A 14,938-nucleotide genomic window follows, 5' to 3' on the forward strand; every position below is an offset into this window, starting at 1 on the left:
ATCAGACGTCGAGAGTGACGGTCGCGGATGTCCAGGTGGAGTACACGCCGCCAGCCTTGTACGCGGTCAATGCAGCCTTGAGGTCAGACAGTATCTCGGCACGCATCGGCTCGATTTCCGGCGCCAAGCCCTGCTGCCCGGGGGATCCCAGGTGCATCAGTTCATAATGCACCCACCCTTCACCTTCGCGATTTCCGCTGTTTGCCAGCAGGCGCAGTTTGACGAAAAGCATGTGACCCCGCCACAGGAAAGTGTAGGTCTGCTCGTTGCTGAATTCCTCGCGTCCATTGGCAACCTGGCGAAGATAACTGTCCTGTCCTCGATCAATCGCCCAGTGCGGCGACTTCGCTCCACCTACGACGAACCTGCCATCGATCTCGTCGATCCCGTATTTCACCCAGTCTTCTTTGGAGATGAACTCATTTACAAATGACATTGGATCGCCCTGGAAAGTGATTGGCTGCATTTCCGTGGCACGCAATCACGCATGCTGAGGTCAATGAGCATGTCTGGTCTTTGATCCATGCGCCATCGCCGAAAAGCTCGCTTGACGAATCGAGCCCGATACCAGGCCGCCGGCGATGGATAAGCGTTGAGAAGGCAGCGCCCAAGACGGGATGCCGCTGCCGCATCGGCAGGATACGCACATTCCTTGTGCCATATGGATCTCCGTGATCGTCATTCTTGCCGGGATACTTCGCAAGTTCGCCGATTCTGCGGCCGTCGAAACGGGGGTGTCAAGGACAGTTCGGTGACACGTGATGCCGGTGGCGAGGAACAGTGACTCATGTCCGGTTTTGCGGCGTGGGCGTGGTCGGCAAACACACCCAGGCCATGCGCCGGCGTGGCGTCACGGGGCTCCCGGCCCCGTGCGCCGGGGTCGCCTCAGGACTTGATGAAGGCCAGCAGGTCCGGGTTGATCACATCAGCGTGCGTGGTCAGCATGCCGTGCGGGTAGCCCTTGTAGACCTTCAGGGTGCCGTTCTTGAGCAGCTTCACCGAGAGCAGCGCTGCGTTGGCGATCGGCACCACCTGGTCGTCGTCGCCGTGCATGACCAGCGTGGGCACGGTGATCGCCTTGAGGTCGTCGGTCTGGTCGGTTTCCGAGAACGCCTTGATGCCCTCGTAGTGGGCCTTGGCGCTGCCCATCATGCCCTGCCGCCACCAGTTCTGGATCACCCCCGGGTACACCTTGGCACCCGGTCGGTTGAAGCCGTAGAACGGGCCGGTCGGGAAGTCCAGGAACAGCTGCGCGCGGTTGGCGGCAACGCCGGCGCGGATGCCGTCGAACACTTCGATCGGCAGGCCGCCCGGGTTGGCGGCGGTCTTCAGCATCAGCGGCGGCACCGCGCTGACCAGCACCGCCTTGGCGACGCGGCCCTGCGGCTGGCCGTACTTCGCCACGTACCGCGCGACTTCGCCGCCGCCGGTGGAATGGCCGATATGCACGGCGTTGCGCAGGTCCAGGTGCTCGGCCACTGCCGATGCATCGGCGGCGTAATGGTCCATGTCGTGCCCGTCGCTGACCTGGGCCGAACGACCATGGCCGCGACGGTCATGCGCGATCACGCGGTAACCGTGCTGCACGAAGAACAGCATCTGCGCGTCCCAGTCGTCCGAGGACAGCGGCCAGCCGTGGTGGAAGACGATGGGCTGCGCATCGCGCGGGCCCCAGTCCTTGTAGAAGATGCGGACGCCGTCTTGGGTAGTGACGAAATTCTCGGACATGTGCGTGGTTTCCGGTGGGGGCGAATGGGTGCGCGTTGCGGCAAAGCCCGGCAACGCCATCACGGCGAGCGCCGAAGCGCCCGCCTGCAGTACCTGGCGGCGGGTGAGCGTCAGCGTGTCCAGCTGGCGTGGGGACATCGGTGCGTCCTTCTCGGGGGGAGGGCTGCGCACATGGGAACAGACATGCACACCACGCCGCTTGTACGCCGGTGCGCTTTACCCGCGCGGTGCGTGGCGCACGCGCCTGAGCGCGCCGCGCAGCCGGTCGCGCAGGCCGGCGATGCCGGGGCGGTACGGCGATTTCCAGGCGAACGCTGCAGGAATCTGCAGGTCGATTTCGGTGCCGCGCCCGGGACGGCCGGAGCGGATCGCCAGGCTGCCCCCGGCGCGGGCCGCACGCTCGTGCATGCCCGCCAGCCCCCAGTGGCCGTCTTCGGCACCGGCGTCCTGGTTGAAGCCCACCCCGTCGTCGTGCACGCGCAGCCGGAAGGCCTGGCGCCCGTACCCCAGCGACACCTGTACGCTGCCGGCGTTCGCATGCCGGAACGCATTGAGCATCGCTTCCCGTCCAATCATGTACGCCTCTTCAGCGGCACTGCGCTGCATCGGCCGCGGGGTTCCTTCCACCACCAGGCGCACCGCCGGCGTGTCCAGCCCGTGCGCATCTTCCAGCACCGCCATCAAGGCGGCACCGAGGTCGCGCGCGTGGTCCACGTCACCGCGCAGACCCCGCACGCGCTCGCGCCCGTCGGCGCCGACGCGCTCGGCCATGCGCATCGCCGATTCCAGTTCCTGCCGTACCGGGTCGTCGACTGCCAGCTTGCGACTGGAAGCATGCAGGCGCAGGATCAGCCCCTGCGTGCTCTGCAGCAGGGTGTCGTGCAGCTCGCGCGCAATGCGCTCGCGCTCGCGATGACGCTCGTCCAGCCGGGTCCGGATGCGCGCGGCCAGCTGGCGCAACCGGGCCAGGTACAGCAGCCACAGCAGTGCCGCAGCAGCCAGCACGCACAGCGCGCGGAACCAGCCGGTTTCCCAGTAGTGCGGCGCGATCGTGACCACCAGCTGGGCGCCCCGTTCGTTCCACACGCCATCATTGTTGCTCGCCGTCACCCGGAAGACGTACCGTCCCGAGCCCGGCGCGTTGTACATCGCCGAGCGTGCAGCCCCTTCCACCCACTCCGAATCGAATCCTTCCAGCTGGTAGCGGAAGCGCACCCGTTCGGGGATCGACAGGCTCAGCGCGGTGAAGCGGATGCGCAGGTTACGCGCACCCGCCGGCAGCGCCACGCTGCCGTCATGGATCGACACCGCCGCGCCATCCACGGTCGCGGCGAGGATCTCCACCGGCGGTGCCACCGGATTGCGCAGGATCCGGCGCGGGTCGATCGACACCAGGCCACTGGTGGTGGCGAACCACAGGCGTCCATCCTGCGTGCGCGCTGCGGTCGGCAGCGGGCGGAACTGGGCGGCGATGCCCGGCAAGCCGTCGAGCGCAGTGAAACGTTCGTAGCGCGGGTTGCCGCGGCCACCGAACAAGCCATCGACATCAGCGGCACGTACACGCACCACGCCACGCGCGCCGTTGAACCACACATCGCCGGACGCATCGGCCACGATCCCGCTGATCCCGCGCAGGTCCTCGCGCACGCCCGGCACCACATTGCGCAGGCGACCGGAGGTGACCAGGGCCAGGCCGCGCTCGCCCCCGATCCACATCCCATGCTGGTCTTCGTACAGGGCGGTGACGTTGCCCACGTCGATGGCCTGGCCGGTCCACGGCGTGGTCACTTTTTCCTGGTCGAGCACCACCGCGATATTGCGCGCGAACCCAAGCCACAGGCGACCGCGCGCGTCCACCTGCATGCTCAGCGGCGAACCGTTCGACGGCAGGTCGGGCAGGTCCTTCAGGTGCGTCCACTGGCCCTGCCGCAACCGGTGCAGGCCGGGCGTATTCAACGACAGCCAGACCGTGCCGTCCGGCGTGGTCGCGATCGCCTGTACGCCGGAGCGCACCGACACCGGAAGGTCGGACACCTCCTCGAACCGGCCGCCGCGCATCCGCCACAGACCGTCCGGTCCGCCCAGCCACAGTTCGCCAGCGGTACCGCGATGCATCGCCGTGATCGCCGAGCGCAGCGCCAGCGGCTGGCGCGACACGCTGTCCACCCGCTGCAGGGCGTGGTTGCGCGTGCCCACCAGCAGCGCATCGCCGTCGGCGACCATGGCGAAGTCCTGCGCGCCTTCCGGCATCGCCACCTGCACCAGGTTGGCGTGGCGGAAGCGGTCCAGGCCACGGCTGCTGCCTACCCAGAGGTTGCCTTCGCGATCCTCGAGCAACGGCTGCAGGTAGTCCGAACTGAGGCCGTCGCTGCGCCGGAACATTTCGAAGGCATCGCCCGGGCGTGCCGGCGAACGCCGTACCAGCCCGGTGCCCAGCGTGGTCGCCCAGAGCACGCCGTCGCGATCGAAGATCAAGCCGGCCGATGCGCTGGGCCCGGTAGGATCGGAGGCCGGCGATGCGCCACCCTTCCCTGCCAACGGGCGTACACCGCCGTCGGCCTCGGCGACCCAGATCGCGCCGTCCGGAGCCTGCGCGATCTGGCTGACGCGTCCGACCGTGGACGCCACGGGGGTAAAGGTACGCGTGCCACGGCGCAGCACCACCATGCCATTCTCGGTGGCTACCCAGAGCGTGCCGGCGCGGTCGGTGAACAACGTGCGTGCCTGCCGGCCCGGATAGCCCATATCCGCCGTCGGACGCTGCCATTGCTGACCGTGCAGCGCGACCGGGCCGGTAAACGTGGCGGCCCACAAACGGCCCTCCCCGTCCTCGGCAAAGCGGAACACGGTGCTGGTCGGCAAGCCATCGGCCGGCCCGTAGTGACGCACCCGGTCACCGTCGATGCGGCTGACGCTGCCGTAGCGGAACCCTACCCACAGGCCGCCGTCGGCGGACGCGTACAGCGTGGACACGCTGGTGGCGGGAAACGCGTCGCCGCCGGTGGACGCAAAACGGGTAAAGCGCACGCCATCGAACCGGTACAGCCCGATTTCCGTGCCCAGCCACAGATAGCCATCGGCGGTCTGGGCAAGCGCGGTTACCTGGCCCGGAGCGCCCTGGTTGACGGTCCATGCGGTGTGGTGGAACTGGCCGATCGCGCGGGCGGGATCGAGCGCGACCGCGGTGCCGGCAACCAGCAACAGCAAGGCACAGGCCAGACCTCGTAATCCGTACGCCATGATCGGTCCCCTGCCCGCGCGGCGCGGCGCCAGCGCATGCGCCATCATACAAAAACGGTTCGGCAGAAGGATGTCGGTCCCTATTGGCAGGCGCCGCCCGCGCGGACGTCCTGCAGATAGGCCGACGGCGTGCAGCCCAGGCTGCGCCGGAACCAGCGCACGAAATGGCTCTGGTCATAGAAGCCCAGCTCGCAGGCGACCTGGCCGATGCGCTGGCCGTCCACCTGCAGCAGCTGCCGGGCGCGTTCGATGCGGCGCATGCGCAGGTACTGCATCGGGCTGAGCCCGGTCTGCTCGCGGAACATGCGCGCGAAGTGGAACCGGCTCATGCACGCCGCCTGCGCGATCGCACTGAGCTGCAGCGGTTCGGACAGATGTGCCTCGATGAAGTCCACGCCACGCTCGACCGCGCGCGTGGCCGCTGCACATCCGCGCAGGCAGGCCGGTGTCGACGGGTCAGGCAGCAGTGCCGGAACGGGGGCTACGGGGCTGGCGCGCACAGGAGGAAAACCTCGCCGGAGTCGCCTTGTATGCTGCCCCTGCCACCCACGCCGCCACAGCCCCGATCGGCGGGGTACCCCGCTACTCTTTCGGGTGATCGTGCGGGGGGCGGAACCTGCGCTGCCTGCGCGGGGTTGCCGGCAGCTCCACCACCCGCCGGCCGAACAGCGTCGCATCCACCGAATACGCGCCCGGTCCCAGCAACAGCAGGCTGATCAGCAGGCCCGCAGCGGGCCAGCCCTGCAGTCCCGGATCCAGGCAGGCCACGAACACCGCGGCCAGTATGCCCAGCGGGAGCAGGCTGCCCAGCGCCAGCAGCACCGCAGCCATCCATGCCCAGCCGATCAGATCGCCCTGCGGCGGAACCGCGCGCAGCCCCCACGGCCACACCAGCATCGAGGACAACAACAGGCGCAGCAGGAGCAACCCCACTCCGGGAGTGCGGTCAGGAAAGGTTGCGTAGAGCAGCTGCACCGGTGGTCTCCAGCGTTCGATCTGGCTGCGGCCATTGGGGACCTGTTCCGTGCCGCGCGCATGCCCCGAAAGAGTAATCGGCACCCTGCCCGGAGCGATCACCCCGTATTTGCTATCGTGCGCCGGTCTGTCCTTTGTCCTGGAGTCCCATGTCCCGCACGCCATCCGCCTCCCCCTCCCCGCATGCCCTGCTGCGGGCGGCCACCAAGGAGGCGTACGAGCGCGTCACCGTGCTGCTCAACGCCAGCTACGCCGATTTCAGCCCCGAACAACAGCAGCGGATCCGCGCCCTGGTGGCCGGCGATGCAGCGGCCAGCCCGGCCCGGCGTGCCAAACCCGCCAAAACAGCACGCGAGCCGTTGCCGCCGCGCTACTGGCTGCCGCACACCCAGGAAACCTGGTCCGGCCGAGGCCGGGTGCCGCAGACCTTCCTTGCCTGGGAAGGCACCGTGGCCCACACCGAATGGAAGAAGCACCACCCCGACGAGCGCTTCCCGGCGTATCCGGGCTGAGCAGGGAGATGAACCGCTCCATCAAGCTGCGCAGGGCGGTGGGGACGCACGGCACCGTGCATCGCGTTGCAGACCTCCAGCAGCGCCATGACACGAAGCAGACGCTGCCCACCCTGCTCTGCGACAGCCCCGGCTGCGGCGCCCTGCTGAAGTTCGTGGCCGCGCACAGCCGCGGCCACGCCGACCAGGCCGCGCCCGTCCAGGTGCCGGCCTACCTCACCCTGAGCAAGGGTGCCGAGCACCAGCCCGGGTGCCGGTATGACGCGCCCGGTCATCTCCAGGCGCTGCTCGCCGCTGGCGCCGACCCTGACGTCCTGCCCGTGCTCGCAGACGGCAGGCACGAGCTTCGCCTGCTGGTCCTGCAGCAGGGACTGAAGCGCGGCAGCGCTGATCGCCAGGCCGTCGACCCCGCCACGGACCGCTACCTGCACACCCTCGCCGACCTGCTGGTGCTGCGCGCGTTGTGCGAAAGCGATGCCTTGTTCGCCGAGCACCTGACCCTGCGCCTGGGCAAGAAGAAAGTGGACTGGGCGAATTTCTTCTACACGCCGGATCGCTACGACGAGGCCGGGGAGCGACTGGCCGCGACGTCCACGGAACTGCCCATGGCGTTGCTGGGCACGGTCCGCTCGCACCGCGTGCAGCCCGACGCGGTGTACCTCAACTGCGCCCCGAAGTACCAGCGCACCGGCATCACCGACCGGCGCGACTTCCATGAAGTCAGCGTCGGCCACGGCGACGCCGCTTGGCTGCAGTCGTTCCCGGTAGGCGCGGAGATCGTGATGTTCGGGCTGTGGCGCCAGGGCCGGACCACCACCTCCACCCGGCCGCACCCCACCGACCCACGCCGCACCATCACCAACGTCACCCACAAGCTGGCGCTGTGGCCAAGCTTCAAGCGTCAGCTGGTCGTGGTTGACTGACCCGGAGAACGTACCGCATGACCCGAACGACGCCGCGCTTCCTGCTGCTCACTGCATTTGCTGCCACACCGCTTGCGGCATGCGCCGCGCCGGCCTCCTCACCAGGCACAGTGTTTGTCGACGTCACTGCGACCCACGTTCCCACCGACCCCGACCTGCATGCGCTCGATGCCGCCCTGCTGGATGCCGACGGCGACGGCGACCTTGACGTTGCGGTGGCGGTGGAGAACGGCGCCAACCGGCTCTACCTCAACGATGGCAGCGGCAAGCTCACCCACGCAGCCGGTGCGTTCGGGCCGCTCAGCGGCGACAACGAACATGTCCGCGTGGCCGACTTCAACCGCGACGGCCACCCCGATGTGCTGTTCATCGCCGAAGACACCGAACAGCACAACCTGTTCCTGGGCGATGGCAAAGGTGGCTTCAAGCGGGTGAGCGAGCGCCTGCCGGCGAAAAGCCAGGCCAATGGGGTGGCGGTCGGCGATCTCAACGGCGACGGCCTGCCCGACATCTTCGTCGGCAACACCACCGAAGGTAAGCAGGGCCGGGCACAGCCGTTCCTGTGGCTCAACGACCCTGCGCGCCCGGGCTGGTTCATCGACGCCACGGCCACCCACCTGCCCAACATCGACGTGCAGGCGCAGGGCATCGCGCTGGCTGACGTGGACGGCGATGGCGATCTGGACATCGCCATCGCCAGCCAGGATCCGCTGAACCGGCTGCTGCTCAACGACGGCAACGGACGTTTCGTCGACGCGACCGACCGGCTGGGCCCACAGGTGCCGACCGAAACGCGCGAAGTGCATGCGCTCGACGCCAACGGTGACGGCCGCTTGGACCTGGTGTTCTTCAATCTGACCAGCAACAACCGCGAGTGGGACAAGGATCCGCAGACCCGGTTGCTGATCAACCAGGGCGACGCGCGCTTCAAGGACGAAACCGCCGCACGCCTGCCCCGCCACCGCTTCTCGAGCTGGGGCGGCACGGTGGTGGACTTCAACCACGACGGTCATCCCGACCTGGTGGTGAGCGCCATCGATGTTCCGGGCTTCGTGCCGCTGCAGGTACGTGCGTGGCAGAACGATGGGAAAGGAAACTTCAGCGACGTCACCGCTACCGTGATTCCTGCCGCCACCGTGGGCCGCAGCTGGAGCATGGCGCAGGGAGATCTGGACGGAGACGGCAAGCCGGACCTGTTCATCGGTGGCTGGCAGTCGCAGGCGCGGCTGCTGCTCAGCCGCGGTGCGCAACAGGAACAGGTCCGCCCAGAAGCCGATTCAGAGCAATAGCGTTCCATCTCCCGCAGACCCGGCTTCCGAGGGGCATGCACGCCTGATTCCAGCCACTCAAACGTCCCCGAAACTCACGTCTTCCGGGCGAACCACCAAGTGGCGATGAATACTGGCAGGGGCGAGAGCAGCATGACGATGCCCAGCCCGATGTTGGCGCCCCCGCCGGTGTTCATCAGCCCGTCGGCGTAGTACCAGCCCCATAGCACGATCGAGAGTGCCAAGCCGGCGATGTAACCCCTGCGCGTGCGAGGTGGGCGGCGCAGCGCTACCCAGAGCGAGAACAGAGCGAACGGCGCCAACGCCAGTGCCGTGCGCACCCAGCGTGGTTGCAGCTCAGGCCCCATGCCAAACGCGCGCGAACGCAGATGGTCGAGCAGCCATTCCACGCCCCATACGATGGCGAACGCGTAGATCACCGAAACCACCAGCAGCTTCGCCGCTGCGTTGCGCACAACCTCAGGCCGCATACTGCGCCACCCCATTCCCGAACGACCCGTTCTCCCGCTTCACTTCCACCAGGTTGATGAACACATCCTCCCGACGAATTCCTACGGCGGCATGCAGTCCATCGCATACCACCTGCCCCACGCGCCGCCGGTAGTCGGCGGGCTTGCCTTTGCGAAGATCGATGCGGGCCAACGGCATGGCGGCTCTCTCCGGACGCATGCGGGTTCATGCGGCACCAATGAGATCACAGGCGCCCTTCTCTCGCCACCCGTCCGCTCGCGTTCATCGGCCGGTGCTGTTCTTCCACCTGCACTGTCGTTGGAAGAGCGCTTCGGCATCACGGTCATCGCCCTGCAGGCGAGGGGGCGGCGTCAGCCTTGCCACGGCAGCGGCGGCGACCGGCACTGCATTGCCAGGCCGCGTCGCCACCGAGCCGGACGGGGCATTCTGGACCGCCACGTAAGCCTGCATGAGCTGACGCAGCACGGTGGCCGCCGGCTTGAAATCTCGCGCCGCAGCAGCCTGGAAATTGGCCCGCAGCGTGTCTTCCATCTTTGCCCGCATGAGTACACGCCTGCTCATGACATCCCCCCGACGCGGGCCAGTTCCTGCTGCGCTTTTCGGGAAACCTTCGGCACGATCAGCGCAGGGGTTTCGATAACGGTGAGGGTGATGGACCCCTCCTTGATCTCAACCGCTACTCGGGCACCGATCACGAAGCCGGCGTCCCGCAGCCAGCGGCCGCTCAGCCTGAGACAGGGGACGGGCTCGTATCGCCCCATCCCGTCGTGCAGCTCATACCACTGCGCGCACATCCTGTAGGTGCGTGGCGGGCGGGAGTAAGGTTTGCGCTTGCGGCGCGCTTCGTACTCGTAGGGCGTACTCGCCCGAGCATTGAACATGTTGGACCTCCGGCACGAATGGCTCTCGTCAGGATGACAAGAGCGTCGGGAGGCTAGGAACCGTAAAAGCAACACAAAAAACGGCGGGCGTATTTCCACGAGGGTCTTGTATTAGCCGCCCTCCCGACAACGAAACGTCCAACATTGTGTTGCGTTTTAGAGTTCCTAGGCTCTGCACAGCACCATGCAGGATCATGCGGAAGGTGGGAAATCGTTTGTTACTGTTGATCCGCCGAGCTTAGTTGACCGTGCCTAATGGATGACGCAACTGACAACTAATACCGCCAAATATGCGCAAGCAGGTCACACTTCAGCCCGCTCCCCGACTTCGCTTTCCATCGACGCGTCAGCGCAACACGACGGCGGCGTCGACCAGCTGCACATCGTGCATCTGGTACAGGTACGCCTCGTAGTAGGCCTTGTGCGATGCGCCGACGATGGCCAGCAAGCGCTGACCGGGTGCATGCCCCAGCACGTCGCGGATGTTGGCCACCATGCGCAGGTTGCGGGTTTCCCAGTAACCGACATAACCGCGCCCGAAGCCCTGCGGCGATGGCTCGGTCAGCGCGGCACCGAAGTCGCTGCGATACGCCTGCAACGCCATGCCCGGAGCGTTGTAGCTGCGATACATGGCCAGTATTGCTCCTGGCTTGCCGAGGTTGGCTTCCAATGCCGCGTCCGCATTCGCTCGCGCCTTGTTATACGGGTTGTCCCAGGCTTTCATGATGGCTTCGCCCGCAGCCTTTTCCAACGCCTTGGGCGTGGACCAATCGGCGGTGTGGTCATCCACGGCCCACACCCGTTCCAGGCCGAGCCGCGCAGCCAGCGTCGCCGCCACCAGCACCGACTCATCGTGCCCCTGCAGGCGCTTGTCCAGATACGCCACCAGGGCCGGGCTCAACCCATCGGCAGCGATGCGTTCCGGCGCGGGCAGGCGCAGCCACTGCACGACCGCGGAATTGCGTTCTCCCGCCGCCAGCCACACGGCCGCCAGGCGACGTCGTTCGGCGGCACTCGGCGCGGCCGGCCATGACGCCAACAGGCGGTCCGCTTCGGCGTTGGCTGCGGGCACATCCAGCCCGGTCGCCGCCTCCGCCGGCGCGGTGTCCGGGCAGTACATGCTGACGCTTTCCGCATAGCGAGCAGGATTGCGCCGCATGAAGTCGCACTGCAGCCCGGACACCGCCTCCACCGCAATGGCCTCGGGCTTCCAGGCCTCCAGTCGCGACAACAGCGGTTCCAGCTGATCGGGACTGAAGGTCTTCGGCAAGGCGGAGAGGTGCGCCGAACCCAGCACCAGCACCTCGTTGGGGCGCCCTGCGGGCGGGCCCTTGAACTGCTCGGGATGGAAGTCGGGGACATAGCCAGGTGCAGCGGCCCACGCGCTCGCGCTGCACAACCCCAGGATCAACAGACTGCCGATGCGTTCGATCACGGTGCGTCCTTTCGATGGTCAATGATGTGCCTGACCGGATACTGGTCCAGCCGGTATCAGGGCAGAACCCCCGTTGGTCATTGCAACCTTTTGGACGGTCGGTGCATCGGGACGTGCCGGGACAGGCAGAGTGCCGAACAGCTGCGCACCGTGCAGGACGAACACGTCACTCCGGCCGCGCCACCGACGGCAGACACTATGAAGCTGCGATCTTGGAACTTTCGCCTCCCCGTTTCAGGCAAAAGTATCGCCCATACGCAAAAAAGCCCCCGTTTCCGGAGGCTTTTCTGACTGAATCGTGGTGGGCGGTGCAGGGTTCGAACCTGCGACCCTTGCCGTGTGAAGGCAATGCTCTACCGCTGAGCTAACCGCCCGATGCTGCTGAGCCGCTCATTATAGGGCGGCAAAATTTCGCGTCAACGGGTTTCGATGAATTTCTTCACATCGTGTGCGTAGGCTTGTCCGAGTTCAGGGTGCCGGCCAGCGCGGTCTCGATCTTGTTGCGCACGTTCTCGCCTTCCTGGCCGTCGGCCAGCTGCACGCCGATGCCCGCTGCGCGGTTGCCCTGGGCGCCGGCCGGGGTGACCCAGACCACCTTGCCGGCCACCGGCAGGCGCTCGCTGGAGTCCGGCAGGGTCAGCAGCAGGAACACTTCGTCGCCCAGGAAGTAGCGCTTCGGCGTGGGCACGAAGATGCCGCCGTTCTTCACGAACGGCATGTACGCGCTGTACAGCGACGCTTTGTCCTTGACGGCCAGCGACAGGATGCCCTGGCGGGCGTTGGTGGCGCTCATGCTCTATTCCCCTTTGCGTGCCGCTCGTTGACCTTGTTCCAGGCCAACAACAATTCCACCACCGCCAGGTCGGCGCGCACGGTGGTGCGCAACAGATCGCGGGTACGGTTGGCGGCGTCGAACCAGGCGCCCAGCTTGTGCAATCGGTCCGGATCGGTCAAGCCACCCCCGGTGGCCTGGGCCAGCGCCAGGTCGGCGGCATGGCGCAGGCGCAGGGCGGCGTGTTCGTCGGCGGTCCAGCGCTGGGCCAGTTCCACCGCACCGGAGCGCCCGGCCACCAGCGCCTCCAGGTCGCTGGCGACCTGCCGGCGCAGGGCCAGGCCGTCGTTGCGCAGCCAGTCGTCGGCCAGGCCGGGGTGGCCACGCGCGGCGTCCAGGGCCTCGCGGGCGCTGGCTTCGCTGTGGCCCTGGGCCTGCAGCCAGGCCAGGCTCTCCTCGCGCGGCGGCAGCTTGAATTCCAGGCGCTGGCAGCGGCTGCGCACGGTGGCCGGCAGGCGCGCCGGGTCGCTGCTGATCAGCCACAGGTAGCGGCCGGGCTGCGGTTCTTCCAGGGTCTTCAGCAGGGCGTTGCAGGCGGCGCGGTTGATCGCGTCGGCCGGGTCCACCACCACCACCTGGGCGATGCCGTATTGCGGGGTGAGCGAGAGCTTCTGCGAGATCTCGCGCACCTGTTCGATGACGATTTCGGTGCGCAGCTTGTCCCCGGACTTGTTCGGGATGAACGAGACCAGCTGCAGGTCCGGGTGGGTGCCGGCGGCGATCAGCTGGGCGCTGCGCTGGGCGGCGGCGGGTTCGCCGCGGGTCAGCACGTGGGTGGCCATGCGCAGCGCCACCTCGCGCTTTCCAAGCCCGGCCGGGCCGCAGATCAGCAGGCCGTGGCCCAGCCGGCCGGCGTCGAGCGCGGCGATGGTCTGGTCGTAGGCGCGCTGCTGCCAGGGCGAGAAATCAGCCATTGCCACCCTCCTTGCCGAGGTATGCGGTGACCGCAGCCACCACCTGGGCGGCCACGCCGGCCTGGTCCTGGCTGGCGTCGATCAACTGGAAGCGCGCGGGGTCATCGGTGGCACGGGCGCGGAAGACCGCGCGCACGCGCTGGAAGAAATCGTCCTGCTCGCTTTCGATCCGGTCCGGCCCCAGGTCGCGGCCGCTGGCGCGCGCGCGGCCCACCGCCACGTCCACGTCCAGCAGCAGGGTCAGCCCGGGCTGCAGGCCTACCGCGCGGTGCTCGAGGTCGGCGATCCAGGCGGGGTCCAGCCCGCGCCCACCGCCCTGGTAGGCATAGCTGGAATCGGTGAAGCGGTCGCTGAGCACGTAGCCGCCGCGCGCCAGCGCCGGCTCGATCTGCTGGCGCACATGCTGGGCACGGGCCGCGAACACCAGCAGCAGCTCGGCTTCGGCGCTGAGCGGCTCGTTGGCGATCTCCGCATCCGGGGTGAGGATCAGCGCACGGATGCGCTCGGCCAGCGGCGTGCCACCGGGTTCGCGGGTCAGCACGACCTCGTGGCCCCGTCCCTCCAGCGCGGCGCGGATGGCGTTGAGCGCGGTGGTCTTGCCCGCGCCTTCACCGCCTTCCAGGCTGATGAAACGCGGGTGGCGGCGCAGTGCGGCGCTCACTTCGGCGCCGCCTGGCTGCGCTGCTGGCGCAGCTGCTGCAGGTACCGCGCCACGGCGGCGTTGTGCTCGGTGTAGTTGGCCGAGAACACGTGCGCGCCACTGCCATCGCCTACCGCCACGAAATACAGCGCGTCGCCGGCCGCGGGGCGTGCGGCAGCCTGCAGGGCGTCGCGGCCCGGCATGGCGATCGGGGTCGGAGTGAGGCCGGCGCGGGTGTAGGTGTTGTACGGCGTGTCGGTGGTGAGGTCGCGCTTGCGGATGTTGCCGTCGTAGCTGCTGCCGATGCCGTAGATGACGGTCGGGTCGGTCTGCAGGCGCATGCCCATCTTCAGGCGGCGCACGAACACGCCGGCGATCTGCGGGCGTTCGCTGGGCAGCGCGGTTTCCTTTTCGATGATCGAGGCCAGGATCAGCAGCTCATACGGGGAATTGAGCGGCAGGTCGTCGGCGCGGCTTTCCCACGCGGCCGCCAGTTCCTTTTCCATGGCGGCATGGGCGCGCTTGAGCACGTCCAGGTCGGTGTCGCCGCGCTGGTAGACGTAGGTTTCCGGCAGGAAGCGGCCTTCCGGATGCTGGCCCGGGAAACCAAGCGTCTTCATCAGCGCGGCATCGTCCAGGTCATCTGTGGTGTGGACCAGCGGGTCGGCGCGCTTGAGCGCGGCACGCAGCTGGCGGATGTTCCAGCCTTCGACGATGGTGACGCGGTGCTGCAGGGTGCGGCCCTGGCGCATGCGGGTGAGCAGCTCGCGCGGGGTGAGCTTCGCGTCCAGTGCGTATTCGCCGACCTTGAGTTTGCCGGCGGCGTCGAGCTGGCGCGCAAGCAGCTGCCACTGGGTGTCGTTGCCTTCGTCCACGCCGGCGTCGCGCAGCTTGCGCAGGACCGTCTGCAGGCCATCGCCCGGGGCGATGACCACGCTTTCCTGGTCGGGGGTGATGGTCGCGTCGGCGAAGCCGCTCTGGCTGTGCCAGAACCATGCGCCGGCGGCGGCCAGCAGCAGTGCGCCGAGCAGCACTACCGCCAGGACGGTGAAACAACCTCGTTTTACGCCTGCCATGCCTACCTCGGTGGGGTGGTGC

The 14,938-nt window shown here is 67.7% G+C and carries 17 protein-coding genes and 1 tRNA gene; 3 read left to right on the forward strand and 15 right to left on the reverse strand.

What is annotated here, in order from left to right; all coding sequences use genetic code 11:
- Window position 1: 1 nt before the first annotated feature.
- The 5 genes from FSZ13_RS05795 to FSZ13_RS05815 all read right to left on the reverse strand — a co-directional run bounded on the left by FSZ13_RS05795 (window position 2) and on the right by FSZ13_RS05815 (window position 5,901).
- On the reverse strand, window positions 2-481 hold the full coding sequence (locus FSZ13_RS05795) for a hypothetical protein (protein ID WP_145478419.1): 480 nt from the start codon (window positions 479-481) through the stop codon (window positions 2-4).
- A gap of 404 nt (window positions 482-885) precedes the next feature.
- Entirely contained in the window at window positions 886-1,728 is an 843-nt protein-coding gene (locus FSZ13_RS05800) for an alpha/beta fold hydrolase (RefSeq protein WP_260844107.1), read from the reverse strand.
- A gap of 216 nt (window positions 1,729-1,944) precedes the next feature.
- On the reverse strand, window positions 1,945-4,935 hold the full coding sequence (locus tag FSZ13_RS05805) for a sensor histidine kinase (RefSeq protein ID WP_186308842.1): 2,991 nt from the start codon (window positions 4,933-4,935) through the stop codon (window positions 1,945-1,947).
- A 113-nt stretch (window positions 4,936-5,048) separates the two neighbouring features.
- Entirely contained in the window at window positions 5,049-5,468 is a 420-nt protein-coding gene (locus FSZ13_RS05810; protein WP_186308843.1) for a helix-turn-helix transcriptional regulator, read from the reverse strand.
- Between the two features lie 82 nt (window positions 5,469-5,550).
- A complete protein-coding gene (locus FSZ13_RS05815; protein ID WP_260844091.1) occupies window positions 5,551-5,901 on the reverse strand; it encodes a hypothetical protein in 351 nt (116 codons plus the stop codon).
- 191 nt (window positions 5,902-6,092) lie between these two features.
- On the opposite strand from FSZ13_RS05815, the gene FSZ13_RS05820 reads away from it, so the two are divergent.
- The 3 genes from FSZ13_RS05820 to FSZ13_RS05830 are packed head-to-tail and all read left to right on the forward strand — an operon-like array spanning window position 6,093 to window position 8,667.
- Window positions 6,093-6,455: an H-NS family nucleoid-associated regulatory protein gene (locus FSZ13_RS05820; RefSeq protein ID WP_145478423.1), complete on the forward strand. Its 363-nt coding sequence runs from the start codon at window positions 6,093-6,095 to the stop codon at window positions 6,453-6,455.
- An 8-nt stretch (window positions 6,456-6,463) separates the two neighbouring features.
- The gene (locus tag FSZ13_RS05825) at window positions 6,464-7,378 is read left to right on the forward strand and encodes a hypothetical protein (RefSeq protein ID WP_145478424.1); all 915 of its coding nucleotides are present in this window, start codon (window positions 6,464-6,466) and stop codon (window positions 7,376-7,378) included.
- Between the two features lie 17 nt (window positions 7,379-7,395).
- A complete protein-coding gene (locus tag FSZ13_RS05830; protein ID WP_145478425.1) occupies window positions 7,396-8,667 on the forward strand; it encodes an FG-GAP repeat domain-containing protein in 1,272 nt (423 codons plus the stop codon).
- A 74-nt stretch (window positions 8,668-8,741) separates the two neighbouring features.
- Here the strand turns inward: FSZ13_RS05830 and FSZ13_RS05835 are convergent, their stop codons facing one another.
- The 10 genes from FSZ13_RS05835 to mltG form a co-directional block, all read right to left on the reverse strand.
- On the reverse strand, window positions 8,742-9,137 hold the full coding sequence (locus tag FSZ13_RS05835; RefSeq protein WP_145478426.1) for a hypothetical protein: 396 nt from the start codon (window positions 9,135-9,137) through the stop codon (window positions 8,742-8,744).
- Window positions 9,127-9,315 carry a tautomerase family protein gene (locus FSZ13_RS05840; protein WP_145478427.1) on the reverse strand — a complete coding sequence of 63 codons (189 nt, stop codon included), beginning with the start codon at window positions 9,313-9,315 and terminating at the stop codon, window positions 9,127-9,129. The genes FSZ13_RS05835 and FSZ13_RS05840 overlap by 11 nt, the downstream gene beginning before the upstream one ends.
- An 84-nt stretch (window positions 9,316-9,399) precedes the next feature.
- Complete coding sequence (locus FSZ13_RS05845; protein ID WP_145478428.1) at window positions 9,400-9,669, reverse strand: hypothetical protein; 270 nt, start codon at window positions 9,667-9,669, stop codon at window positions 9,400-9,402.
- A 26-nt stretch (window positions 9,670-9,695) separates the two neighbouring features.
- Window positions 9,696-10,019 (reverse strand): SymE family type I addiction module toxin, encoded by a 324-nt coding sequence (locus tag FSZ13_RS05850; RefSeq protein WP_145478429.1) that lies wholly within the window; start codon window positions 10,017-10,019, stop codon window positions 9,696-9,698.
- A 346-nt stretch (window positions 10,020-10,365) separates the two neighbouring features.
- Window positions 10,366-11,454: a DUF5694 domain-containing protein gene (locus FSZ13_RS05855; protein WP_145478430.1), complete on the reverse strand. Its 1,089-nt coding sequence runs from the start codon at window positions 11,452-11,454 to the stop codon at window positions 10,366-10,368.
- Window positions 11,455-11,753: 299 nt separating this feature from the next.
- Window positions 11,754-11,828: transfer RNA gene (locus tag FSZ13_RS05860), tRNA-Val, on the reverse strand.
- A gap of 65 nt (window positions 11,829-11,893) precedes the next feature.
- Complete coding sequence (locus tag FSZ13_RS05865) at window positions 11,894-12,247, reverse strand: PilZ domain-containing protein (RefSeq protein WP_068849648.1); 354 nt, start codon at window positions 12,245-12,247, stop codon at window positions 11,894-11,896.
- Window positions 12,244-13,200, reverse strand: a complete 957-nt coding sequence (locus FSZ13_RS05870; RefSeq protein ID WP_145478431.1) for a DNA polymerase III subunit delta' — start codon at window positions 13,198-13,200, stop codon at window positions 12,244-12,246. Before FSZ13_RS05870 ends, FSZ13_RS05865 begins: the two co-directional genes overlap by 4 nt.
- Window positions 13,193-13,861, reverse strand: a complete 669-nt coding sequence (gene tmk, locus FSZ13_RS05875; protein ID WP_145478432.1) for a dTMP kinase — start codon at window positions 13,859-13,861, stop codon at window positions 13,193-13,195. Before tmk ends, FSZ13_RS05870 begins: the two co-directional genes overlap by 8 nt.
- The gene (gene mltG, locus FSZ13_RS05880; protein WP_145478433.1) at window positions 13,858-14,916 is read right to left on the reverse strand and encodes an endolytic transglycosylase MltG; all 1,059 of its coding nucleotides are present in this window, start codon (window positions 14,914-14,916) and stop codon (window positions 13,858-13,860) included. Before mltG ends, tmk begins: the two co-directional genes overlap by 4 nt.
- Between the last annotated feature and the right edge of the window lie 22 nt (window positions 14,917-14,938).

It is taken from the genome of Stenotrophomonas rhizophila, from assembly GCF_007667275.1.
GTDB lineage: Bacteria > Pseudomonadota > Gammaproteobacteria > Xanthomonadales > Xanthomonadaceae > Stenotrophomonas > Stenotrophomonas maltophilia_AE.

Excerpts from the sequence above, each read along its gene's own strand:
- FSZ13_RS05800 (WP_260844107.1), bottom strand. The coding sequence starts at position 1,728 with ATGTCCGAGAATTTCGTCACTACCCAAGACGGCGTCCGCATCTTCTAC.
- FSZ13_RS05820 (WP_145478423.1), top strand. The coding sequence starts at position 6,093 with ATGTCCCGCACGCCATCCGCCTCCCCCTCCCCGCATGCCCTGCTGCGG.
- FSZ13_RS05825 (WP_145478424.1), top strand. The coding sequence starts at position 6,464 with ATGAACCGCTCCATCAAGCTGCGCAGGGCGGTGGGGACGCACGGCACC.
- FSZ13_RS05830 (WP_145478425.1), top strand. The coding sequence starts at position 7,396 with ATGACCCGAACGACGCCGCGCTTCCTGCTGCTCACTGCATTTGCTGCC.
- FSZ13_RS05835 (WP_145478426.1), bottom strand. The coding sequence starts at position 9,137 with ATGCGGCCTGAGGTTGTGCGCAACGCAGCGGCGAAGCTGCTGGTGGTT.
- FSZ13_RS05840 (WP_145478427.1), bottom strand. The coding sequence starts at position 9,315 with ATGCCGTTGGCCCGCATCGATCTTCGCAAAGGCAAGCCCGCCGACTAC.
- FSZ13_RS05845 (WP_145478428.1), bottom strand. The coding sequence starts at position 9,669 with ATGGAAGACACGCTGCGGGCCAATTTCCAGGCTGCTGCGGCGCGAGAT.
- FSZ13_RS05850 (WP_145478429.1), bottom strand. The coding sequence starts at position 10,019 with ATGTTCAATGCTCGGGCGAGTACGCCCTACGAGTACGAAGCGCGCCGC.
- FSZ13_RS05865 (WP_068849648.1), bottom strand. The coding sequence starts at position 12,247 with ATGAGCGCCACCAACGCCCGCCAGGGCATCCTGTCGCTGGCCGTCAAG.
- FSZ13_RS05870 (WP_145478431.1), bottom strand. The coding sequence starts at position 13,200 with ATGGCTGATTTCTCGCCCTGGCAGCAGCGCGCCTACGACCAGACCATC.
- mltG (WP_145478433.1), bottom strand. The coding sequence starts at position 14,916 with ATGGCAGGCGTAAAACGAGGTTGTTTCACCGTCCTGGCGGTAGTGCTG.